Raw genomic sequence first — 22,369 nt, 5'->3', positions numbered from 1 at the left:
GTTCTTCCTCCTTTGATTCAATTTAATCCTGTTCAGGAAGTAACGAATACGTTTCTAAAAATTTCGTATTAAAATCGCCACCTACAAATACCTCATGGTTAAATAACCTTAAATGAAATGGAATAGTAGTATGAACGCCTTCAATCACAAATTCATCTAGAGCCCGTTTCATTTTGGCCATCGCTTCTTCTCGGTCTTTGCCGTACGTAATGACTTTTGCAATCATGGAGTCGTAATAAGGTGTAATCGTGTAACCTGGAAAGGCTGCACTATCGATACGAACTCCGTATCCTCCAGGAGGCAAGTACATCTCAATTTTCCCTGGAGATGGCATGAAATTCTTATCAGGATTTTCAGCATTAATCCGACATTCAATTGCCCATCCAGTAAAGGTGACTTCATCTTGAGTATAAGTAAGCTTTTCCCCTGAAGCAACTAAAAGTTGTTCTTTTATTAAGTCAATACCTGTTACCATCTCAGTGACTGGATGTTCCACTTGGATCCTCGTATTCATTTCCATAAAGTAAAACTTTTTTTGATTGTGGTCATAAATAAATTCAATGGTTCCTGCACCAGTATAATCTACTGCTTCTGCTGCTTTAACAGCTGCTTGGCCCATTTCTTCTCTAATGGAACTGTCTAAGGCAGGAGAAGGGGATTCCTCTACTAATTTTTGCAACCTCCGCTGAATTGTACAGTCTCTTTCCCCGAGATGTATTACATTTCCATAGTTATCTGCAAGAACTTGAATTTCTACGTGGCGGAAATCTTCAATGTATTTTTCTAAATATACACCTGGGTTTCCAAAGTTAGCTTGAGCTTCTTTTTGTGTAATCGAAATTCCTTTTCGAAGTTCACTTTCACTATGAGCCACGCGAATTCCTTTACCTCCACCACCAGCAGTAGCTTTGATAATGACAGGGTATCCTATTCCTTCAGCAATCTCTACCCCTTCTTCCACTGTCTCAATAACTCCTTTAGAACCTGGAACAACAGGCACGCCTGCCTTTTCCATGGTGGTACGGGCCACATCTTTTGTTCCCATTTGACTGATTGCCCATGGACTAGGTCCAATAAATGCAATATTACAAGCATCACATATTTCTGCAAAGTCAGCATTTTCAGCTAAGAAACCATATCCAGGATGGATACCGTCAACTTCTGTTAATGTAGCTACGCTCATAATATTTGTGAAATTTAAATAGCTTTCACGGGATGAAACCGGCCCAATACAATAAGCTTCATCTGCCAAACGTACATGTAAGGCATCAGAATCTGCCTCGGAGTATATCGCTACAGTTTCAATGTTTAATTCTTTACATGCCCGAATAATTCGAACGGCAATTTCACCTCTGTTTGCAACAAGAACTTTTTTTAACATTGACGTCATCTCCTACTCTGGCTTCACTAAGAAAAGTTCCTGACCATATTCTACTAGCTGTCCATTTTCAACAAGGACTTCAACTACTTCACCTTTGATCTCAGCTTCAATCTCATTCATAAGCTTCATCGCTTCGACGATGCAAACGACACTATCTTGCTTCACTTCATCACCTTTTTTCACATAAGGTGGAGAGTCTGGGGATGGAGATTCGTAATATGTTCCAACCATTGGTGAAGTTATTGTATGTAAATCTTCATCTCTTTTATCTATTTTTTGCTCTAGGTTCGATACATTTTTCACTTGTTCAGTCTCATTTTTTTCTTCTGCCGGTTGAGAAAATGCCGGTTCTGAAGTGCCTTGCACCGAATGAGTCGTTTTTTCAGCTGTATCAACTTTTGTAGTTGACTGATCAGATTGTTTTTTCATTGTTACTTTTGATCCATTTTGTTCGAACTTGAATTCATCAATACTTGATTCATCGATTAATTTGATTAGTTCACGAATTTCTTGAATTTTCAACATACCCGTCACTCCATTCATAGTTTCATCATAGATTATTCATCCATATGTTCAGAACCGATATACTTCTTTTCACTTACCTATTCTGAAAAAAAGGATTAAGAGAGATTACTAATTTTAAGCACATTTTATGACGTAGTCCTAAAAATATGCTACCTTATATTAGCTCAAATAGAAACCTTTTTTTAAAGGAAAAAGGAGAATTTTTCTCGATATTATGATAAAAGCCTTCCCAAAGAGTCGGACTCGTATAAGGAAGGCTGCGAATTTTATTCTTCTTTATTTTTATATTCTCTAAACACTGGAAACTCTGACAAGTTGTCAGGAATTTTACCTTTATCTAACAAGATAATTTTTACTACGTTTTTATTCCGGGCCATGTGATACTTTTCGTCGTATTCATTTTCTTCAGTGAATTTCTTCAGGCTAGTATAGTCCTCTTCTTGGATTGATACAGGCTCACCTTCTCCTGCTTCTTCAGCCGTTTGTTCAAAGCCGACTTCAAACTCCACAATCTGGATTTTATCATTTTTAATATTTCTCGTCTGTTCTAAAACGGCTTTCGCGCCTTCTGTTAATTCTGACCATTCCATTGATTATCGCTCCCTTAATGAAACATATAGTGCTTCTAATGTGAAAAAAGCTTTTCCAATAGGGTATTATACCACCAAACAATATAAAAATCATTGTTTACAATCGTTTTATATTGAGTATAACTCGTTTTCTCATAAATTGGGGAAGATGTATGTAAAAACTTTAAATAATTATTATATGTTAATGACAAAAGATCCTCCAGATCTGACGTAATCACCTCAATTACTGTCTATCATAGAAAACAAAAAAGAGGCCTATGGCCCCTTCCTTTATTCTGTACCGGCTTGATAACCAACTCGAATATTTTCAATTCCTAAATGTTCATATGCTAGTTGGTTCAGCTCCACGGCTTGTTCTTTCGTTAAATCACTTGCTTTCACATAGATATTCACTTGATTATTATCTGACATCACTAGAGCGTCTTCATATCCTTTAGAACGAATGATAGTTTCAATCATCTCCTCTTTTTGGGAAACAACTTGAAGAGATTCGATTTTTTCTAAAGCGTCAACTTGAATTTCGGGATCTGTTTCCGTAGAAGCTATGACGCTCTTGTATTCTTCATTTAATCTTCCGCGGGCATCTTGCCTTTGTAAACGAATCGTTTCAAACATTTCTTCGGCATCTACTTGTGATGAAAAGGCTACATCTCCTAATACTTCTTCTACATTTTCAAGCTCGACAAATGTAATATCTTCTCCCTCAATCCATTCAAATTCTACATCCTCGTCTAATGATGCCTCCTCACCCATATCAGAACCAGCTGTTTGCTGATCTTGGAACCGATCCATCGTCATGTAATAAACGGAAAGTACTACAATTAAACTCAGCATTGTTAACAACCAAACAGTTTGTCTTTTTAAAATCATGATGCATCCTCCTTTAATTTTCTTGGCATAACTGAAACACGGTGAGTTGGAATATCTAATACACGGCTTACAGCTTCAACAACCCAAGTTTTCACTTGAATATTGTCCACCCCGTTAGCAACAACCAACACCCCACTAATATCCGGTTTTTGAGAATGAATAACTAACGGCTCTTCTTTTTCTCCACTTCTTATAATAACCACTTGCTCATCTTTCGACGTATCCGAAACGTTGCGAGTACCTCCTTCACGGTCCGTTTCTTCCGTTTGCTGCTCTTTCATCTGTACATTTTTTTCATATATGTTCTTTTCGGTCCCTGCTACATTCACCATGACTGTCACATTTGAAACCCCCACCATTTGCTCTAACGCTTGTTTTAATTGCGTTTCATAATAGTATTCATAGTTATCTGTTAACTCTGTTTCCTTTTCCTTTGTTTCTGATTTGAACACGGTTGCTTCCTCTTCATCCTCCTTTTCCTCCGTTGTTAAAGTCATAGCCGGTTCAGGAATTTCATCTTCTTTCAGAATATTTCCTATCAGCATTAGACTCACTCCAACTACTACCAATATAAGAATATAGCTCAATCTAACCTTTTTCCCTTTGCTTTTTAATGAAAAGGAGTGAAACAACGACTGGTATTTCCGCTCATTATTCACTTGTCCCCCCTCCTTCTTCTCTTATAAATATCACTTCTTCAGGTACTTCCCATAGTTCTGATAAGCGACTTCTCATAAGACTATTACCCTCCGTATTCTCCTCCTGGCTACCAGGCGTTGTATTTGTCTCTATAACGATAGGCTCGATGTGAATTTCTTCCTCAGGTGGATCTGTCTCATTTCTCTGCAAAGAAGCGTCAGAAATGATTACCTCAATGCTATCTAAATTATCAAGGTCGTCTTGTTCATGAAGCGAGAGAAAAGACACAGTTAAGTCTGTTATTTCTTTTTCAAATTCATTGATAAGAACAGTTTGAGCTTTTCCTCTTAGTTGGACAGCCACTTGTTCAGAAATATATGCAAGGGATTCCGATTCTATATCTGTTTTTTCAAGTTCATTTATATTCATCTCAGTTTCATACGAATCTCCGCCCCAGGAATCCATTTGTTTTAATAACTCCTCTGGATCTTCCTGGAAAATCGATAAAACTGGTTGAAGCATCGCAACTAAAAGCATAAGGCCTACAACAAGTTTGACATACCGGTGGGTAGACGAATTGGGGAGAATGAGTTCAAGAATCGTTGCGAATAAAATAAGTAAAATAATGTTTGTTATCCAACTGCTTACGATTCCCACTATCATTCACTCCTCTTGGTCTGCTTATCTAAGCATGAGAGATAAATTACCTGAGATTACAATAATCGTTATTGATAGAAAAAACATGAGTGATACTGCTGCTAACGCAGCAAATATAAACAAAATGTTTTTACCAATAATAGATAAACACTCAATAATCGGTCCGCCGCCTAGTGGTTGAAGAACAGCGGAAGCAAAAGAGTAAATGACCGAAATTGCCAACACTTTCAAAGCTGGGAATGTGCATATAAGAAGTAAAATGAACAGTCCGAGCACGCCAATTGTGTTTTTTAACAACAATGAAGCACCCATGACAGTATCAGCCGCATCAGTGAACATTCTTCCAACAACAGGAATGAAATTACCTGTTACAAATTTAGCAGTTTTAATAGCTATACCATCCGCAACAGCGGCTGTTGCACCTTGAACAGATAGAACTCCTAAGAAAACAGTTAGAAACACCCCGAGACTACCAACAGCTATATTCCTCAATAAACTAGCTAATTTCGATACTTTGTAATGTTCTGTCATCGTACTTACAATAGATAGCAACGTGGACAATAGTAAGAGAGGAAGGATAAAATATTGAACAAATAGTCCGCTCGTATGTACGATAAACATGACCATTGGATGAAAAAGAGCTACAGATGTCAAACTTCCAACGGAAGCCATCAATACAAGCAGGAGCGGTACTAACGCTACCATAAAGTGATTCATGATCTGGATCGTCGACTCAGCTAATTGCATGGCGACGTAGAAACTATTCAAGGCAATAATAATCAAAACCATATACGTAATTGCGTAAGCTACTTTACTTACTTGATGTTTTTCAAATGCCTGTTGAAGATGAACCAACACCATGCTGAAAACAGTTAATAATATCAATGTTCCAAGGAGTTTTCCTTGTGCGAAAATTTCATGAAAAAAAAATTTCAGGAAACCTAAACCGATACTCTTGAAAGAGAACTCTTGTTCATTTTTCAATAAATCCATGAAATTATCTCTCTGCATTTCAGGTAAAAATCCATCATAGTCGTGGCGGATTCGATCCCAGAATTGCGAGATTTCATCTATATTCAATTGGTTTATCTGCCTACTCATTAGTTCTTCTTCAGTCTCAACAGGTGGATCTTCTGCCCATACGATGCTCGTCCCATCTAAACTCATGAACATTGCAAACAGAAAAATAACAATGAACTTTTTCATGATAGATCTCCCATCGCAGCTGGAATCAACGTTAAGATCGTTTCGATAATAACAGAAATGATAGGGATCGCCATGATCATAATTAATACTTTACCTGCCAATTCAATTTTTGTTGCGATGGCCCCTTGACCAGCATCACGAGCTATTTGCGCACCGAACTCAGCAATGTACGCAATTCCAATAATTTTAAAAATTGTCTGAACATAAATCAGATTGACATTTGCGTTGATCGCTAGCTCTTCAATCATTTCGATCATGATCGCGATTTTGTCTATCAGAAACAAAAATATGATGACACCAGTAAAGACCGTCAATAAAAAAGCAAAAATAGGTTTATGCTCTTTTACTACTAATGCCAGGAAGGTGGCAATCATTCCTAAACCGACAATTTGAATGATTTCCATGCGACACCCCTCCCTTTAGCTTTGAAATAGAAATACGCTTCTTATTTTTTGAAATAAATCGTCTACTACAGTAGCTACCATATATAGAACTACGACAAAAGCGATTAACGTCACCCAATTAGCGATTTCCTCTTTACCCATCTGTTTTAATACGGTATGAATCATGGCAACGACGATGCCAACTCCTGCTATTTGAAAAATCAAACTCACATCATAATTCAATTGGTCTCCTCCTTACGTCACACTTGAATTAAAGCAACATAATAACAAGCAGTATACCTCCTAATAATCCGAGACTTCGATACATTGATTGATATTTTTTCTGAGCATCGATGGCCGTTTTTTCCATGTGATCTAAATAAGATTGAGTAAGTTTTATTTGTTTTCTTTGCCCTTGTATATCCTGTTTACCGAGCGTTTGCCCGAATTGTCTTAATATTTCAATGTCTTTCTCCTCTAAATCCACATCTTCCATCCATTTAACCAATACCTCTTCCCATGCTTGAAAAGCTGACGTTTCTTCGTTTTTCAATTTCAAAGCTACTTCATAAAAAAATTCTCTTACAGGTGGAGGAAGTTGTCTCGACACTTGATCAAAAGCTTCAGCTAAGGGCATCATAGCGAATGCAATTTCAGTATCCAAGGTCTCTAAAGCAACCTTGATGTGTCTCAATAAATTTGTTCTTCGTTCAAGCCGTTTAGCAAACTCCATGCCACTAAAAGCAGAAGCAAAAATAATGAAAGAAGCTCCTAGCCAAATCATAACCGTATCCCCTGATTGGTTTTTAACGAAGATGGTAATAAGTTTTTGCATTTCCCTTTTTTTGCTACCTCTGTTAATTCAATGACAAGATGAAATGCGCAATGATCAATTAATTGTCTTATCATTGGTCTTTGCTTTACTTCACTGAGAGATGTACCATGAACCGTGGCGATCACAGCTACTCCAGCATATACCGCTTCCATCAATGCTTTCCCATCATCCTCCCGTCCAATTTCATCTACAACAAGAACATCAGGACTCATAGAACGGATCATCATCATCATTCCTTCAGCTTTAGGACAAGCATCTAAGACGTCTACTTTCATTCCGAATTGATGCTGTGGAACTCCATGTATGCATCCGGCAATTTCAGACCTTTCATCCACTATGGCAACATTTTGAGCAGCTATATTTTTTTCCAGTACTCCTTCGCTAATGTGACGCGCTACATCTCGTAATAAAGTGGTTTTCCCTGTTTTAGGAGGACCAACGATGAGCGTATTTAACCATTTTCCATTTTTATAGATTTCTTTAATATAAGGAGCACAGACACCCTTTTTTTCTTTAGCCACTCGGATATTAAATGAGCCGATCTCTCGAAGTCCTTTTACCTCACCATGCTCAACAACGACACGACCGGCTATTCCGACACGGTGTCCTCCTGCAATGGTGATATAGCCTCGTCTTAACTCTTCTTCAAGTCTGTACAAAGAGTGCTGACTCAAAAGCCCCATCATGAGCGATGCATCGTTTTTTGAAAACACGGGTGGCTGTATTCGCTTAGCAAGCTGGTTTCGGCCAGTTCGTACAATTTCTACAGGTCGACCAACTCTTAATCGTATTTCCTCAATACTAGTTGTTTCGTTGATACAATCCCTTTCTACAAATTCTCGAATTGATTTAGGCACGATGCGGAGAATTTCATCCATTGCGAGTAACCTCTTTTCGTCTTGAGACTTGATTAACAAAGGTTGTCTACAAAAAATATATGTGATCATGTCCTATTTATGACTAAAGAGCTTACAATAAGATTAGGACAGAACGGCTGAGCTTAATAAAAGCATAAAAAATCCGCCAGATCGATTCCTTCACCGATCTGGCGGATTTTTTAGTGGCTTTCCTTATTTAGTTTACCAAGACACACTCGTCATACAGTTCAAGATTTCAGCTGTGATTTAATCACTTCCGTAAGTTGTTGATCATCTTCCATCCATTCTTCAAAAGAAGACCTGTCTGCACAAAAAGAACCGATCTCCTTCCCTTGATCAAAAACTTCTACACAATAAAAATCTTCCCAATGCTTATGATACTTGATTTGCAACCCATTTTCTAAATGCTGTTCATAATCATTAGCATGGCTTTGAGAATTTTCTACTTGGACAATGTGGGTCTTTACAAGTTGGATAACTTCATCTTCGTCCCACTCCTCGAACTGCCTGAGATCTGAACAGAATGAACCTAAAGATTGATTTTTCTTCGTTACTTCTACACAAACAACATACTCGGAAAAGTTATAGTAACTGGCCGACACATCTTCAGAAATGGTTATCTGCTTCTTTTCCAACCAAACCACCCTTTCGCTTGTTGTTATCCATTACTTTACAGGAATTTAGAAAATTGCGAAAGTTTTATGCCTAAAGATTTAGCTTTTCTTATTATTCATTCACTTTAGATTATGAATGAATAAATTCATATAGGGGCCACCCTGAAAATAAAAGTTGATTTTCTTTTGCCAACTAAAAACACACGCATAGATGATGATCTATACGTGTGTTTCCAATAATTTATCCTCTTGACACATATTTTCCTTCGCGAGTATCAATAATTAATACATCACCTTCGTTTACAAAGAACGGGACTTGTACTGTAAGACCTGTTTCAACCGTTGCTGGCTTTGTACCACCAGAAGCTGTATCCCCTTTTATTCCAGGCTCAGTTTCTGTTACGGTTAATTTTACTGATTGAGGAACTTCCACTCCCAAAATCTCATCTTGATACTGCAACACTTGAACTTCCATATTTTCTTTTAAATACTTTAGTTGATCACGAATCTGATCACCAGTTAATTCCAATTGTTCATAAGAGCTTGTATCCATAAAAGAGTGGACATCGCCGCTTGAAAATAAGTAAGTCATTTTACTATTTTCCATATGGGCTTTTTCTACTTTTTCACCGGCACGGAAAGTTTTTTCCTGTATGTTAGAATTTCGCATATTCCTTAATTTAGTTCGAACAAAAGCCGCTCCCTTGCCTGGCTTTACGTGTTGGAAATCAATAACCTGGTAAATATCGTTGTCTACTTTCACCGTTAAACCTGTCTTTAAATCGTTAACAGAAATCATGTTTTTTCCTCCTTGTTTTTCAAATCAAATTCTTATTTTTCGCCGAGAATTAACAACTCTTTTGTCGATTTGGACATAATTCTATTTCCATCTTGAGTAATAACGATATCGTCTTCTATTCTAGTACCACCAACACCTGCCACATAAATGCCTGGTTCTACAGTGACCACCATTCCAGGCTCTAGTTTTCGGTCAGATTTATACGACAATCCTGGTCCTTCATGAACTTCTAGTCCCATTCCGTGTCCAGTGGAATGACCAAAATACTTGCCATACCCTTTATCAGTAATGTAGTCTCTCGTCAAAGCATCAGCCTCTTTTCCAGTCATTCCGGGTTTAATCCCTTCAACGCCTTTCAACTGAGCTTCTAATACTGTATTGTAGATAGCTTTTAATTCTTCGTTTGGAACGCCTACTGCAACCGTTCTAGTAATATCAGAACAATACCCTTTGTAGTATGCTCCGAAATCTAAAGTCACCAATTCTCCACTTTCAATCACTTTATCAGTAGCTACCCCATGAGGTAGGGCAGATCGGTAACCAGAAGCGACGATGATATCAAATGATGATGAAACAGCTCCTTGTTTTCTCATGAAGAATTCAAGTTCATTAGAAACATCTATCTCTTTCACTCCTGGGCGTATGTAAGACTGGATATGGTGGAATGCTGCATCTGCAATATCCACTGCCTCTTGAATAATCGTAAGTTCCTCAGAAGTCTTAATCAGACGCATATTTTCCACCAATCCACTGACAGGAATCAAAGCGCCTTCTAAAACTTTATTATATGTATCATATTGGCCATAAGTCATATGATCTTTTTCAAATCCTAGACGCTTAATGCCCATTTCTATAGCTTGTTTTGCCACTTCTTCATGGATCGGTGCGGTATGCTGAATGATATCAAAGCCTTCCGTTTCAGTCTGAGCTTGATCGACGTAACGAAAGTCTGTAATAAATTTCGCTTCCTTAGCGGACACGAGAGCAACACCTGCTGTTCCAGTAAATCCTGTTAAATATCTGCGATTATAATTACTAGTAATTAACATTCCATCAATACCGTTTGTTTCAAATTGCTCTGTTAATTTGGTTAGACGATTCATGATTTATGCCTCCTCAAAAAATAATCAATGGCCATTTCATAACCTGAAAAGCCGAAACCGCTAATTTGTCCTTTGCATACAGGAGCTATCACTGAAGTTTTTCGAAAGTCCTCACGAGCATGAACGTTGGAAATATGAACTTCAATAACCGGAATATCAATACTTGCAACCGCGTCCCTTATTGCATAACTATAATGAGTAAAGGCTCCAGGGTTTATCACGATGCCATCTGCTTTTTTTTCCGCCTCGTGCAGCCAATCAATGATCTGACCTTCCCAATTTGATTGTTTACTTTCTATTGTCACACCATGTTGGTTTCCGAATGTTTTCAAACCTTTTTCAAGATCTGTCAAAGTATTTGAACCATAGACATCTGGCTCTCTTTGGCCTAAACGGTTCAAATTGGGTCCATTTAGTATAAGAATGTTCAATTTTTTCTCCTCCTTTTCTTTCCCAAAGAAAACGTTAAGCAACTTCGTCTTCTTTTTGAGCAAAAAAAGAGAATGCTCCATAGAACATTCTACCACATGACCCTAATCTTGAATAGTTTCCCCTTCATGAACCGTTCTTTCGTGGTATTCATACGATACAGAATACCCTATAAATAACCCGTAAATAATGTATAGTGACAGCGTGGTTACGAGTGAATTCAAGTCTAAACGCAAAATAGGTTCCATCTCTTCAAACAGAGGGTGCAAGAATCCAAATACAATCAACCATAAGGCGATTCCGAAAAGAATTCCTGGCCAAACTTGATTTACTTTCGCAAAAATCAGTCGATACATAAAAGCGATCCCGATCGACAATATTCCGATAACTAATATTCCAATCCATTGTCCCAGTAGATCGTGTTTCCAATCTCCTAACGCCCAAGGCATTAAAATAATGGAAGGTCCGAACTTCGTAAAGCTGAAATAATATGCAAGATATCCTATAAAACTCCATAAGGTCCCACCAACAAACCCTATTAATGCTACAGTTGATTGAAACGACACACTCTCTTCTTTTTGGTCCTGTTCTAAATTCCCCATGTTAATCACCTCGGATGTTATTTTTACCATAATCCAAGTTTTTATGACTCATTCTTCTATGATTGTTATGTGTAAACTCATGTTAAATAGGGAATATTAATAGCATAAATCTATGGACATATAGAGGGAATGCTACTATTCGTGTAGAATAGTATACACATAGAAGCATTTTCTGGGAGTAAAAGTTTATGTAACAGTGTAGAGAGATTCTTTATATTAACTTTTAGCTGGAATACCTTTCATTTCAATTATAGAAAGTTAGAATCCGACGCCGAATTTCGAATAGGATATAGAAAAGCTTCACGAAACCTTTTTCAGATACATGTTTTATGAGATGATCCTACTTATTAGATTAACTAAAACTAAGAATGGAGGTGTGTAAACATGTTTCGTCATTCTTTTCACCCTGTTGTCGTGACTCTCCTTAGTTTGGCAGTCATTGGAATTGGTTATCAATTATTCTCAAACCCCGTTGGTTTTGCCACTCAAATTTTGGTCACAATCGGAGTTGTTGCAGTCATCCTTCTCGCATTTAAGCATTTTATTATGCCAAGGTTGATGCGTAATCAAACATCTTACCCGCCACAAAAAGGTGTTTACGCGCAAAAAGCTTCTCCTAAAAGAAAAAAGCCCGCCTCCTTCTCATCTAAACAAAAAGAAAAAAAGAAACACACTACAAGACCTTTAGTTAAACGACAGTCTGATGTGAAACTGACAGTGATCGAAGGAAAAAAGAACAAGAAAAAGAGCCGAGCATTATTTTAAACGCTTGGTTTTTTTCTTTATCTTCAGGAAATCTTCTCATTTTTTATACTTTCAGGTGACAACGAATATTCTAATTCAAACTAGTCGGTTGATCCTTATTACTGGAGAGGAGTGAGAGAATTGAACGACATACAGAATCCTTATTTAACACATGGTATTTGGTCAGAGTGGTTATTGCTCAGTTTTTTAATCATTGCTGGAATGATCTATTGGACCATTAGTAAGCGCATTGGTTTCCAAATTCTCTATTTAACTATTCTCTCTCTTTCCTTCGGCTTTGTTATAACCATGTATTTTCCTTACTTGAATACAGAAGATCAACTTCTACCGTTAACCCATCCGCATATTCAAGCATCCATGACATTATTTTCTTTTTTCATTCCACTAGTCCAGCGAAAGAGAGAAGTGGTTCTTTGTTTATTTCCACCAATGGTTATTAGTATAAGTTATTTATTTATCCAAGGGAGTCCCGTTTTTTCGATTGTAGGAGGTATTTTAATCGGCGGATTTATTAGCTATATGTTCTACCGAAGTTTGGATTGGATGGGGGCTATGCCTGAACCTTATTTATTTACTTTTGCCATCATATTACCTTTGTTTATTGCAGGATTAATATTTCCGGATACAGCTTTCCTTGTACTCCCAGGGATCTTACTAGGTGTTGGTATTGGGGTGACAAGTGAACAGTTCAAGGTCAGGTTAAGTATCAAGGGCAGTTCAGTCACAACCAAATTATTGTCTTTAATGGTTGGAGCTTTTGGGTTAATTATGGGCTACTTGATCTTTATCATGCTCTCAATCTCTTTTCCGTTCATGTTTCTAATCATAGGTACTCTTGCAGGTTTATGGATCTCCTTCATTGTCCCTGCATTGCTCGTGTTCATGAAAATAGCAGATCAACAAGGAAAGAGTCGCGAAATTTTTTAACGACTTCGTATATTGTTAATAAGTCCATTTAGCTAAAAAAGATTCTGTGGAAGCTCTTCCTAACTGGATAAGCTTCTCTTTTTCTTTTTTGGACATATGAAATTCTGTGGCACCTAAACCTTCGACAGGGATAAATATAATATTTTTCGCGTGAATTTTTGCCACATAACGCTGATCATGGGCAGAGCTCATCGTGTGGAACATCGATTGTAGAAACGATAATCCATTTTTTATCTCTCTAGGTGGGATTTTGTCGTATTCCGGAGACAGACGCAATCCTAAGACAGGCCTCTGCCTTTTTAATTGACCTTTTCTCATAAAGAGCCATATAGGGAAGTTACTTAATACACCCCCGTCAACAATAAGTGATACTTGCCCTTGTTGATTTTTTAACTTTACCGGTTCAAAGAAGAATGGCAAACTGGCACTCATTCGCACCGCCTTAGCAACAGAGAAAGACCGCTGCTCTATACCGTAACGAGAAAGATCATCAGGTAGTACGATTAACCTTCCATTTGTAATATCTGATGCGACCATTTTCAAACTTCCTTCTGGCAAATCACCGAATGTTTGAATCCCTTTTTTCTTTAATGCATTCTTTAACCAGCTTTCAAACGCATCACCTCTATAAAGACCCATACGCCTATATAAAGCCATCCATTTCAAAAAAGGAAATACGTCAACAATAGCTCTTGGATCTAGAAATTGTTTTAAGTCTGTGTCGTTGAATAACTGAAAGATTTCATCTGCACGATACCCTGCTTTGAGAAATGCCGCTGTTACTGCTCCTGCGCTCGTACCAGCCAGTCTTTCAAGTTCGATATTTCGCTCATTTAATGCTTGCAAGGCTCCTAAGAAAGCGAGAGCCTTCACTCCTCCTCCAGCAAAAACTGCGTCTACTTTCATCAAATGATTCCCCCTCTTCGTTCATGTTTATTTAACAACAGCTTATTTCATACCCACAGTACTACTGAATTTAAGTAGGTGAAGAATGATACGTCGGGGATTCAGATCATTACGAAATATCATGTGAAAGAGGTTTAGAAAGAAGTTCCTTTTGAATATGCTCCCATTAAAACAAAAGGGTGGATTGGATTTAAAAACCCAATTCACCCTTTTTACTGATTTATATCATCGTTTCGTTTTTGAACTTGTTTTAGATCTTTTACCCGTTTAGGATTTTCTTCAAAGTACTGAACAAGATCGCCAATTCTATCAATCGCATCCCAACTTAAATGATGCTCAATTCCTTCAACATCTTGATAAATACCGTCTTCGTTCACTCCAATAATTCTCATGAATTCCTCTAAAAGATCATGACGGTAAACTAATCGTTTACCTATCTTCTTTCCTTTCGCCGTCAAGATTAATCCACGATATTTTTCATAAACTAAATATTCTTGGGTATCTAATTTTTGAACCATTTTTGTCACAGATGATGGATGGACCTCGAGTGCATCGGCAATATCAGAAACTCTAGCATAACCTTTTTCTTCAATGAGTATATATATTCGTTCTAAATAGTCTTCCATGCTTGGTGTCGGCATTAGGGTCCCCTCCAAATTTGTTTCAACTGTCTGCTCGTTTTGGGAATATAATTCAAATTATACTATAAAAACAAAAGACACTCTACAGGCTGACATAAAAAAACCTTAAGCATTGAACTGCTTAAGGCTTTCTTCATTTTGGATAATTATAATCCACACTTTAGTTGGGCGCTGCAATTCGTGCATGTATTACATCCACCAATATCTTCAACTGTTCCTTTTCGACAAACAGGACACGTATCGCCCACTTCACTTCCATATGTTACGGAAGTAGAACGAAGATCTGCAATTGTGTCTATAAGAACCACTTGCTTCTTCTGTTCGTCTTTAGCTTCTCCACCAGTAAGGTCAACGGTATATTCGTCGTTGTCTTCGGCTTTCAGTGTTAATACTTGAGAATCTCGACTACCATCCACATAGACGGTACCACCTTTGGCACCACCTTTATAGAGGCGTTCATACACGCTCTTGACTTGATCCACCGTATAACCTTTAGGAGCATTAACGGTCTTACTTAAAGAACTGTCTACCCATCTCTGAATCACACATTGAACATCTGCATGGGCTTCTGGAGCGAGATCCATACTGGAAATAAACCATTCTGGTAAGACATTAGGATCAACTTCAGGATGCTTGTCCAAATATTCCTGAAGAATTTGTGCTTTTACTTCGATAAACTTTCCTAAGCGGCCACTACGATAATATGAAAAGGAAAAATAGGGCTCAAGACCAGTGGAAACTCCTACCATCGTGCCAGTAGACCCTGTAGGTGCTACTGTTAATAGGTGAGAGTTTCGAACGCCGTAATCTTTAACGCCTTCAATAATATCTTCTGGCATTTTCTTCATATAACCTGTTTCAACGAACTTTTCCCGAAGATGTTCTGTTTCTTTCTCATTGGCCCCCACTAGATAGGGAAAGCTTCCTTTTTCTTTAGCTAATTCGATACTTGTGCGATAAGCAGTCGTTGCGATAGTTTCAAATACTTTGTCCACAAGGTCATTGCCTTCCTCAGAACCATAGACGGTTTCTGTATAAATAAGCAAGTCATGAAGTCCCATGACACCAAGCCCTACACGACGCTCACCTTTAGCCTGCTTCGTATTATCCTCTAAGAAATACGGAGTGGCATCTATGACGTTGTCTTGCATACGGACACCTGTTGCGACAGTTTGCTTCAGCTTTTCGAAATCGACGACTTTATTCTCTTTATTGGCCATTTCGGCTAAATTTACCGCTGCTAAATTACAGACACTATATGGTGCAAGTGGTTGCTCGCCACATGGATTTGTCGCTACGACTTTTTGACCATAAGCTGAAGCATTGGTCATTTCATTAGCATTATCAATAAAGAAGATTCCAGGTTCAGCAGAGTATGTTGCACAAATATTAATCAGATTCCATAATTCTTGAGCTTTGATCTTCCGGTACGTTCTAATGCCGAAACCTAATGCTTCCCATTGTCGAACATCTCCATACTTTTGCCAATCACGGTTATAAGCTTCCATTTCTTCTTTCGTATAGTTCTCAACATCTGGGAATCTCAATGTATAATCAGCATCATTTTCAACAGCTTCCATGAATTCTTTTGTGATGCAAACTGAAATGTTTGCCCCTGTTAAGAACTCAGAATTATTGACAGAGTATGTGCCGCCAGTTCTTAATTTCTCCTGTGCTTCAGCGATAATCTTCGGATCAAATCCACCTTGACCTTCGATACTCTTGTAATTGACGATGCTTTGATACATCGCTTCTTCAAGTTCAGTTAAAGGTGTGAATTTTAATTTTTCTTGAATTAATCGCTTGATTTGGGGGTCTTCACTGTTTTCAGATAAGTACCGCAGAATTCTTGGGTTCTGCATTTTAGAAATGATGAATTCGAGTATATCTGGATGCCAGTCCGCTAACATGATCATTTGGGCTCCTCTTCTAGAGCCGCCTTGTTCTACTAAATGCGTCAATTTAGCAATATCATCAAGCCAAGAAACCGATCCCGACGATTTTCCGTTAACCCCTCGAGCCAAAGTGTTACGAGGACGTAAAGTAGAACCGTTCGTTCCTACGCCACCTCCGCGACTCATAATTTCCATCACCTGCTTACGGTGTTCGGAAATTCCTTCTCTTGAATCTTCAATATAAGGCATAACATAACAGTTGAAGTAGGTTACATCCGTTTCAGCCCCCGCTCCGTAGAGAACTCTTCCTGCAGGAACAAAATTCATATTCACTAATTCGTGATAGAACTTCTCAAACGACTCTTCTCGTTTAACCGGATCTGTTTCAACTTCTGCCAACCCTCGGGCATTACGTTTGGCAATTTGTTCGTAGTACACTTCTAAAGGCTTGTCTATCGTATCCAGTGAACGTTCTACAATTCCTGTTTTCTTTTCTTCAGGATCATCTAAAACTCCAAGGAATTCATCCTCTACAGCAATCTTGGCACGGCTTTCATCCTTATTTAGCTCAACGACATAGCCATATCCTCTCGCTGGAAATTTAGGATCTGCTTTTACTGTAAGAACGACAAAATCTCCTACTTTTAGCGTCTTTTTTTCAGTGTCTTTAAAAGTGTATCGGTCTAGCATAACTAAACGGGACACACCGCTTTGCTTCCGATTCATGTCTGGTGTTATTGGAAATACTTGTGAGAACTGCTCAATATCGCTATTAAGCTGATCCACATTAATCCCCTTTTCGGACATAAATGTTGTCACAGGCTTTCGCTCCTTTATATAAATTTCCTATGATGAACGACATCTAGTTGTCAAATGACTCAAAGAACGAAGCTTTACATCTTGCCGTAAAGCTTCGTTCTGTGCTTGCTTCAATATATCACAGCTATCTATTTTTATCAATATATAGTGTAGTAGTTTATGAATGTAGTACTATATATTGATTTTCAGTCAAAAATAAAGAAATTTGTCAACTCCAAAAGAGGCTGAGAATCAAAGAAAAAATGAGTTATAAGGATAAAGATTATCATTATTCACAGAAGACGACTATTTTTGTCACTTGCCTCTTTTTTAGCGGTGAATAGTTGAAACTGTGGGCTTTCTTGAACTTAAATAATTATCGACAAAACTCGCCAAACCTACCCGTCAATAATAATCTACCAAGAAGAAATAATACCACAAAAGGAGGCATCTTGGAACGGAAGTGAATATAGAGATCGTAACGTTATCTTTCTACCATTTATAATTCCAGCGATCCTGTCCATATTTTTCTTGTACCAACTGTTGAACTTGAGCTTCTTGGGTATCTGTAAGCGTATAATTTTGCAGTTCAATGTTTAAACCTGATTCGAACCCTTTTTTAAATGCTTCCTTTACCTCGTTCATTGAGACTGTTTCAGTTAAAAGCTCATTGATTGCTACTGCTTTCTTATGAAAACCTTGTTGCATTCGTCTCCTTACTTTTTCGCTAGGAAAAACAAAGAGATCAAATAGTTTTTCTTCATCTATTGATAGAATAATTGATCCATGCTGTAGAATAATTCCTTTTTGTCTCGTTTGGGCACTACCTGATACTTTCCGGCCTTCTACGACCATCTCATACCAAGATGGTGCATCAAAACATACCGAAGATCTAGGGTTCTTTAATCGCTGCTTCTCCTCCACTGATCTTGGAATAGAAAACTCTGCGTGTAAGTTTAGATGGCGAAACCCTTGTAACAAGCCTTCTGAAATCACTCTGTACGCTTCTGTGACCGTCTCAGGCATTGCTGAGTGATCTTCTGAGACAATGACGCTATAGGTTAGTTCATCGTCATGTAAGACACCTCTCCCACCTGTCGGCCTTCGCACGAATCCCAAATCATAGGACTTCACTGCATTTAAATTCACTTCTTTTTCAACATGTTGGAAGTAACCAACAGACAGTGTAGCTGGATCCCATCCGTAAAACCGGATAACCGGAGGAATTTCTCCATTTCGATGCCATTCCATTAACTTTTCATCTAATGCCATATTGTAAGCTGGATGCTGTTCTTTAGAATCAATAAAATACCACGTTTCCATTAGACTTCCCCCCTGCTTTGTTATTCCATTTACATATCATAACGAAATCACTAGTTAAATACAAAATGATTTTTTTCAACCGTTGCCAATTATCAATTTTACGTTTATCATTTATAGAGGATGGACAAGACTTAGCGAACAGCTGAGTGAATACTCATTAATATATTAGAGAGATAAAGGAGTGACATCATGGAGATTTGGCTGTTAATTGTTGTAACTGTTGCGCTTGTTGCCATTCTTCTTTTAAGGATGAAGAAACCAAAATACTTGAAATCCTTGGATCAAGAAGAATTTAAACAAAATTACCGAAAAGCGCAGCTGATTGACGTAAGAGAAGAGAAGGAATTTAAAACGGGACATATTTTAGGGGCAAGAAATATTCCTTTATCGCAGTTAAGACAGCGGCAATCAGAAATTCGCCCTGATAAACCCATTTACCTTTATTGTCAAAATGGTTCCAGAACTGTTCAAGCTGCAAGAATCTTGCGTAAAAAAAGAGGCGCAGAAGACTTGAATCAACTTAAGGGTGGATTCCGTAAATGGTCAGGAAAAATTAAAAAGTAACCTTTTTTACCTAAATAATCATAAATCATAAAACCTGCGTACTCACCTTGATCAAGGTAAGTACGCAGGTTTTTTAAATTCCACAAATCATGTTACTTTATATTGTAGAGGAAGAAGCAGGGGAGCGAAGTCTTTCTCTTCTTCTATAATAATGGATCATCACACGCTTCATTTTCAGTCATTATGGTTGCATGACTAAACGAAAAGAGCTCTCATAATGATTTACGACTCTTTCTGATAGCGCAATACCGGTTTACGAGCAGCAGTCGTTTCGTCTAGACGGTCAATGACGGTATTATGTGGTGCTTCTTGAACCACTTCTGGCGTTTCTTCCACTTCTTTCGCAATTTGAATCATCGCATCGCAAAATTCGTCTAGTGTTTCTTTCGATTCCGTTTCTGTTGGCTCAATCATCATGCACTCTTCTACATTAATTGGGAAATATATTGTAGGCGGATGATAGCCGAAGTCTAATAACCTCTTTGCCATATCCAGTGTTCTCACACCCAATTTCTTTTGACGCTTTCCAGATAGAACAAATTCGTGCTTACAATGTTGCTTGTATGGAGCATCGAAGTATGGTTCCAGTCTCCTTAGCATATAGTTCGCGTTCAATACTGCAAATTGTGAGACCATTCTTAAGCCAACTGGCCCCATGGTTCTGATATACGTATAAGCTCGAACATTAATACCAAAGTTTCCATAGTAAGGCTTAACTCTTCCAATTGACTCAGGAATATCATAATCCAAGCGGTAAGTATCTCCGTCTTTTTGCACCAATGGTGCCGGTAGATAAGGAACTAAATCTTGCTTTACACCAACAGGTCCGGAACCGGGTCCTCCACCGCCATGAGGTGTTGTAAACGTCTTATGGAGATTTAAATGAACCACGTCAAACCCCATATCACCTGGTCTGGTAATACCTAATATGGCATTGGAGTTGGCACCGTCGTAATATAGCTTTCCGCCAGCCTCATGAATAATTTCAGCCATCTCAACAATTTGTTCTTCAAATAAACCAAGAGTATTTGGATTAGTTAACATAAGGGCTGCAGTATCATTGCCTACAAGCTCGCGAAGGTGGTCTAAATCAACCAACCCTTGTTCGTTCGATTTTACAGTTACTGATTCAAAGCCAGCAACAACGGCCGAAGCTGGGTTCGTGCCATGGGCTGAGTCAGGTACTATGACTTTCGTTCGTTGATGATCGCCATTAGCTTCATGATAAGCTCGAATCAGCATGAGACCAGTCCATTCTCCATGAGCACCAGCAGCTGGTTGCAGTGTCACTTGATCCATACCAGTAATTTCTTCAAGAGATCTTTGCAGCTTATACATTAATTCTAATGCACCTTGAATTGTCGTTTCATCTTGGTAAGGATGCAAATGGGCAAAACCAGGATATCGGGCAACGTCTTCATTTATTTTAGGATTATATTTCATCGTGCAAGAACCTAATGGATAAAAGCCTGAGTCCACGCCGTGGTTTCTTCGGGATAAAGCAGTATAGTGTCGAACAATTTGCAATTCGGATACTTCGGGCAGTTCTGGATTTTCTTTCCGTTGGAACTGAGTTGGAATCAAGTCGTTTATATCCATTTCTTCAATGTCCATCTCTGGCAAACTATGACCAATTCGCCCTTCTTTACTTAATTCAAAAATCAATGCCTGGTTGTTTTCACTCATTTTATTCCCCCCAATACTAAAGCAAATTGATCGATTTCTTCTTTCGTGCGAAGTTCTGTAACTGCAACGAGCATTAAATGTTGTTTATCATCATAAAACCTCGCAAGATCTAATCCGCCAATAATCCCTTGCTCTAGAAGTTCTTTGTTCACTTCTTTCACAGATTTAGGTAGACGTATGACGAATTCATTGAAGAATGGCTGTTTAGACACGACTTCAATACCTTGTTGTTCTAATTGTTTTTTTGCATAATGAGATTTTTGCACATTTTGAGTCGCCATCTCTTTTAATCCTTGCTTTCCAATGGAACTCATAGCGATCGATGCTCCAAGGGCATTTAATGCTTGGTTCGAACAGATGTTACTTGTCGCCTTGTCTCGGCGAATATGCTGTTCCCTAGCTTGCAACGTTAGGACAAACCCACGTTGACCGTGATCGTCGGTTGTTTGTCCTACCAGCCGTCCTGGCACTTTTCTCATCAGTTTCTTGGTGACAGCGAAATATCCGCAGTGAGGTCCACCTAGCTGAGTTGGAATACCAAATGGTTGTGCATCTCCTACAACAACATCTGCCCCGTATACACCTGGGGGCTGCAACACTCCTAAACTTAATGGATTTGACGATACAACAAACAATGATTTCCCTTGGTGTGCAATTTTTTCAATTGCCTCCAAGTCCTCAATATGGCCGAAAAAATTAGGATATTGGACGATCACGCTAGCTGTGTCATCGTTGTATTCTGTTTCTAAGTGAGACAAATCGGTCATACCGTCTTTTTCATCTATTTCTACAACGGTTAAATTTTGTCCCTTAGCACTAGATTTCAATACTTGACGTGCTTCAGGATGAACAGTTTTAGATACAAGAATTGTTTTCTTCTTCGTTTGCCCAGCACTCATCATTGCCGCTTCTGCTAATGCAGTTGGTCCGTCATACATAGATGAATTAGCTAAATCCATCCCTGTTAACTCGCAGATCATCGTTTGGAATTCGAAAATCCCCTGTAATTCTCCTTGAGAAATTTCAGGTTGATAGGGAGTATAGGCTGTAAAAAACTCTGATCGAAGTAACATATGGTTTACGACAGAGGGAATGTAGTGTTCATACACACCAGCGCCTAAAAATGAAGGATAATCTTTCACATTGCGATTTTTATTCGCTAATCTAGTCATTTCCTTTACAAGCTTTGTTTCATCTAGCGCTTCTTCAATGTTTAAATCTCCTTGAAATCGAACGTCCTTCGGAATATCTTGAAATAAATCTTCTAATTGATCTACACCAATTTGTTCTAGCATGTCTTGCTGGTCTTTCTCCGTCATAGGTAAATATCGGAATTTTTCCATACTACTTCCC

General features: G+C 38.3%; 25 protein-coding genes. 3 read left to right on the top strand and 22 right to left on the bottom strand.

What is annotated here, in order from left to right; all coding sequences use genetic code 11:
• Window positions 1-22 precede the first annotated feature (22 nt).
• The 16 genes from accC to CR194_RS02060 form a co-directional block, all read right to left on the bottom strand.
• Window positions 23-1,381, bottom strand: a complete 1,359-nt coding sequence (gene accC / locus CR194_RS02135; protein WP_110607986.1) for an acetyl-CoA carboxylase biotin carboxylase subunit — start codon at window positions 1,379-1,381, stop codon at window positions 23-25.
• 12 nt (window positions 1,382-1,393) lie between these two features.
• Window positions 1,394-1,906, bottom strand: a complete 513-nt coding sequence (accB, locus tag CR194_RS02130) for an acetyl-CoA carboxylase biotin carboxyl carrier protein (RefSeq protein WP_110607985.1) — start codon at window positions 1,904-1,906, stop codon at window positions 1,394-1,396.
• A 266-nt stretch (window positions 1,907-2,172) separates the two neighbouring features.
• On the bottom strand, window positions 2,173-2,496 hold the full coding sequence (locus CR194_RS02125; RefSeq protein WP_110607984.1) for a hypothetical protein: 324 nt from the start codon (window positions 2,494-2,496) through the stop codon (window positions 2,173-2,175).
• 270 nt (window positions 2,497-2,766) lie between these two features.
• A complete protein-coding gene (locus CR194_RS02120; protein ID WP_110607983.1) occupies window positions 2,767-3,366 on the bottom strand; it encodes a SpoIIIAH-like family protein in 600 nt (199 codons plus the stop codon).
• Window positions 3,363-4,025: a stage III sporulation protein AG gene (spoIIIAG, locus tag CR194_RS02115; RefSeq protein ID WP_233254195.1), complete on the bottom strand. Its 663-nt coding sequence runs from the start codon at window positions 4,023-4,025 to the stop codon at window positions 3,363-3,365. Before spoIIIAG ends, CR194_RS02120 begins: the two co-directional genes overlap by 4 nt.
• Window positions 4,018-4,662, bottom strand: a complete 645-nt coding sequence (gene spoIIIAF, locus CR194_RS02110; RefSeq protein ID WP_158282147.1) for a stage III sporulation protein AF — start codon at window positions 4,660-4,662, stop codon at window positions 4,018-4,020. The genes spoIIIAG and spoIIIAF overlap by 8 nt, the downstream gene beginning before the upstream one ends.
• 24 nt (window positions 4,663-4,686) lie before the next feature.
• Window positions 4,687-5,871 carry a stage III sporulation protein AE gene (gene spoIIIAE, locus CR194_RS02105; protein WP_146035900.1) on the bottom strand — a complete coding sequence of 395 codons (1,185 nt, stop codon included), beginning with the start codon at window positions 5,869-5,871 and terminating at the stop codon, window positions 4,687-4,689.
• On the bottom strand, window positions 5,865-6,272 hold the full coding sequence (spoIIIAD, locus tag CR194_RS02100) for a stage III sporulation protein AD (RefSeq protein ID WP_110607980.1): 408 nt from the start codon (window positions 6,270-6,272) through the stop codon (window positions 5,865-5,867). Before spoIIIAD ends, spoIIIAE begins: the two co-directional genes overlap by 7 nt.
• 15 nt (window positions 6,273-6,287) lie before the next feature.
• Window positions 6,288-6,494, bottom strand: a complete 207-nt coding sequence (spoIIIAC, locus tag CR194_RS02095) for a stage III sporulation protein AC (protein ID WP_013488303.1) — start codon at window positions 6,492-6,494, stop codon at window positions 6,288-6,290.
• Window positions 6,495-6,522: 28 nt separating this feature from the next.
• Window positions 6,523-7,035, bottom strand: a complete 513-nt coding sequence (gene spoIIIAB, locus CR194_RS02090) for a stage III sporulation protein SpoIIIAB (RefSeq protein ID WP_158282146.1) — start codon at window positions 7,033-7,035, stop codon at window positions 6,523-6,525.
• Entirely contained in the window at window positions 7,032-7,964 is a 933-nt protein-coding gene (spoIIIAA, locus tag CR194_RS02085; RefSeq protein WP_110607978.1) for a stage III sporulation protein AA, read from the bottom strand. The genes spoIIIAB and spoIIIAA overlap by 4 nt, the downstream gene beginning before the upstream one ends.
• Window positions 7,965-8,191: 227 nt before the next feature.
• Window positions 8,192-8,599 (bottom strand): hypothetical protein, encoded by a 408-nt coding sequence (locus tag CR194_RS02080; RefSeq protein ID WP_110607977.1) that lies wholly within the window; start codon window positions 8,597-8,599, stop codon window positions 8,192-8,194.
• A 220-nt stretch (window positions 8,600-8,819) separates the two neighbouring features.
• On the bottom strand, window positions 8,820-9,377 hold the full coding sequence (gene efp / locus CR194_RS02075; protein WP_110607976.1) for an elongation factor P: 558 nt from the start codon (window positions 9,375-9,377) through the stop codon (window positions 8,820-8,822).
• Between the two features lie 32 nt (window positions 9,378-9,409).
• Window positions 9,410-10,480: a M24 family metallopeptidase gene (locus CR194_RS02070; RefSeq protein WP_110607975.1), complete on the bottom strand. Its 1,071-nt coding sequence runs from the start codon at window positions 10,478-10,480 to the stop codon at window positions 9,410-9,412.
• On the bottom strand, window positions 10,477-10,911 hold the full coding sequence (gene aroQ, locus CR194_RS02065) for a type II 3-dehydroquinate dehydratase (protein WP_233254193.1): 435 nt from the start codon (window positions 10,909-10,911) through the stop codon (window positions 10,477-10,479). The genes CR194_RS02070 and aroQ overlap by 4 nt, the downstream gene beginning before the upstream one ends.
• A 102-nt stretch (window positions 10,912-11,013) precedes the next feature.
• A complete protein-coding gene (locus CR194_RS02060) occupies window positions 11,014-11,541 on the bottom strand; it encodes a YqhR family membrane protein (RefSeq protein ID WP_199228112.1) in 528 nt (175 codons plus the stop codon).
• Between the two features lie 354 nt (window positions 11,542-11,895).
• Between CR194_RS02060 and CR194_RS02055 the strand changes: the two genes are divergently transcribed.
• The gene (locus CR194_RS02055; protein WP_110607972.1) at window positions 11,896-12,276 is read left to right on the top strand and encodes an SA1362 family protein; all 381 of its coding nucleotides are present in this window, start codon (window positions 11,896-11,898) and stop codon (window positions 12,274-12,276) included.
• Window positions 12,277-12,396: 120 nt separating this feature from the next.
• Entirely contained in the window at window positions 12,397-13,203 is an 807-nt protein-coding gene (locus CR194_RS02050) for a hypothetical protein (protein WP_110607971.1), read from the top strand.
• 15 nt (window positions 13,204-13,218) lie between these two features.
• Here the strand turns inward: CR194_RS02050 and CR194_RS02045 are convergent, their stop codons facing one another.
• From CR194_RS02045 to CR194_RS02030, 4 genes are all read right to left on the bottom strand, one after another.
• On the bottom strand, window positions 13,219-14,109 hold the full coding sequence (locus CR194_RS02045) for a patatin-like phospholipase family protein (protein ID WP_110607970.1): 891 nt from the start codon (window positions 14,107-14,109) through the stop codon (window positions 13,219-13,221).
• Between the two features lie 212 nt (window positions 14,110-14,321).
• Window positions 14,322-14,750: a transcriptional regulator MntR gene (gene mntR / locus CR194_RS02040; protein WP_110607969.1), complete on the bottom strand. Its 429-nt coding sequence runs from the start codon at window positions 14,748-14,750 to the stop codon at window positions 14,322-14,324.
• Window positions 14,751-14,896: 146 nt separating this feature from the next.
• Window positions 14,897-17,452: a vitamin B12-dependent ribonucleotide reductase gene (locus tag CR194_RS02035; protein WP_408640733.1), complete on the bottom strand. Its 2,556-nt coding sequence runs from the start codon at window positions 17,450-17,452 to the stop codon at window positions 14,897-14,899.
• Between the two features lie 483 nt (window positions 17,453-17,935).
• On the bottom strand, window positions 17,936-18,766 hold the full coding sequence (locus CR194_RS02030) for a lipoate--protein ligase family protein (protein ID WP_110607967.1): 831 nt from the start codon (window positions 18,764-18,766) through the stop codon (window positions 17,936-17,938).
• Between the two features lie 189 nt (window positions 18,767-18,955).
• Between CR194_RS02030 and CR194_RS02025 the strand changes: the two genes are divergently transcribed.
• On the top strand, window positions 18,956-19,330 hold the full coding sequence (locus CR194_RS02025; RefSeq protein ID WP_110607966.1) for a rhodanese-like domain-containing protein: 375 nt from the start codon (window positions 18,956-18,958) through the stop codon (window positions 19,328-19,330).
• A gap of 222 nt (window positions 19,331-19,552) precedes the next feature.
• Here the strand turns inward: CR194_RS02025 and gcvPB are convergent, their stop codons facing one another.
• Window positions 19,553-21,016 carry an aminomethyl-transferring glycine dehydrogenase subunit GcvPB gene (gene gcvPB / locus CR194_RS02020; RefSeq protein ID WP_110607965.1) on the bottom strand — a complete coding sequence of 488 codons (1,464 nt, stop codon included), beginning with the start codon at window positions 21,014-21,016 and terminating at the stop codon, window positions 19,553-19,555.
• Window positions 21,013-22,359: an aminomethyl-transferring glycine dehydrogenase subunit GcvPA gene (gene gcvPA / locus CR194_RS02015; protein WP_110607964.1), complete on the bottom strand. Its 1,347-nt coding sequence runs from the start codon at window positions 22,357-22,359 to the stop codon at window positions 21,013-21,015. Before gcvPA ends, gcvPB begins: the two co-directional genes overlap by 4 nt.
• Window positions 22,360-22,369: the final 10 nt, after the last annotated feature.

This window comes from Salipaludibacillus keqinensis, from assembly GCF_003226325.1.
Lineage (GTDB): Bacteria > Bacillota > Bacilli > Bacillales > Salisediminibacteriaceae > Salipaludibacillus > Salipaludibacillus keqinensis.
This window is presented reverse-complemented; position numbering and strand designations above follow the sequence as displayed.

Excerpts from the sequence above, each read along its gene's own strand:
- accC (WP_110607986.1), bottom strand. The coding sequence starts at position 1,381 with ATGTTAAAAAAAGTTCTTGTTGCAAACAGAGGTGAAATTGCCGTTCGA.
- accB (WP_110607985.1), bottom strand. The coding sequence starts at position 1,906 with ATGTTGAAAATTCAAGAAATTCGTGAACTAATCAAATTAATCGATGAA.
- CR194_RS02125 (WP_110607984.1), bottom strand. The coding sequence starts at position 2,496 with ATGGAATGGTCAGAATTAACAGAAGGCGCGAAAGCCGTTTTAGAACAG.
- CR194_RS02120 (WP_110607983.1), bottom strand. The coding sequence starts at position 3,366 with ATGATTTTAAAAAGACAAACTGTTTGGTTGTTAACAATGCTGAGTTTA.
- spoIIIAD (WP_110607980.1), bottom strand. The coding sequence starts at position 6,272 with ATGGAAATCATTCAAATTGTCGGTTTAGGAATGATTGCCACCTTCCTG.
- spoIIIAB (WP_158282146.1), bottom strand. The coding sequence starts at position 7,035 with ATGATTTGGCTAGGAGCTTCTTTCATTATTTTTGCTTCTGCTTTTAGT.
- spoIIIAA (WP_110607978.1), bottom strand. The coding sequence starts at position 7,964 with ATGGATGAAATTCTCCGCATCGTGCCTAAATCAATTCGAGAATTTGTA.
- efp (WP_110607976.1), bottom strand. The coding sequence starts at position 9,377 with ATGATTTCTGTTAACGATTTAAAGACAGGTTTAACGGTGAAAGTAGAC.
- CR194_RS02070 (WP_110607975.1), bottom strand. The coding sequence starts at position 10,480 with ATGAATCGTCTAACCAAATTAACAGAGCAATTTGAAACAAACGGTATT.
- CR194_RS02060 (WP_199228112.1), bottom strand. The coding sequence starts at position 11,541 with ATGGTAAAAATAACATCCGAGGTGATTAACATGGGGAATTTAGAACAG.
- CR194_RS02055 (WP_110607972.1), top strand. The coding sequence starts at position 11,896 with ATGTTTCGTCATTCTTTTCACCCTGTTGTCGTGACTCTCCTTAGTTTG.
- CR194_RS02045 (WP_110607970.1), bottom strand. The coding sequence starts at position 14,109 with ATGAAAGTAGACGCAGTTTTTGCTGGAGGAGGAGTGAAGGCTCTCGCT.
- mntR (WP_110607969.1), bottom strand. The coding sequence starts at position 14,750 with ATGCCGACACCAAGCATGGAAGACTATTTAGAACGAATATATATACTC.
- CR194_RS02035 (WP_408640733.1), bottom strand. The coding sequence starts at position 17,452 with ATGTCCGAAAAGGGGATTAATGTGGATCAGCTTAATAGCGATATTGAG.
- CR194_RS02030 (WP_110607967.1), bottom strand. The coding sequence starts at position 18,766 with ATGGAAACGTGGTATTTTATTGATTCTAAAGAACAGCATCCAGCTTAC.
- CR194_RS02025 (WP_110607966.1), top strand. The coding sequence starts at position 18,956 with ATGGAGATTTGGCTGTTAATTGTTGTAACTGTTGCGCTTGTTGCCATT.
- gcvPB (WP_110607965.1), bottom strand. The coding sequence starts at position 21,016 with ATGAGTGAAAACAACCAGGCATTGATTTTTGAATTAAGTAAAGAAGGG.
- gcvPA (WP_110607964.1), bottom strand. The coding sequence starts at position 22,359 with ATGGAAAAATTCCGATATTTACCTATGACGGAGAAAGACCAGCAAGAC.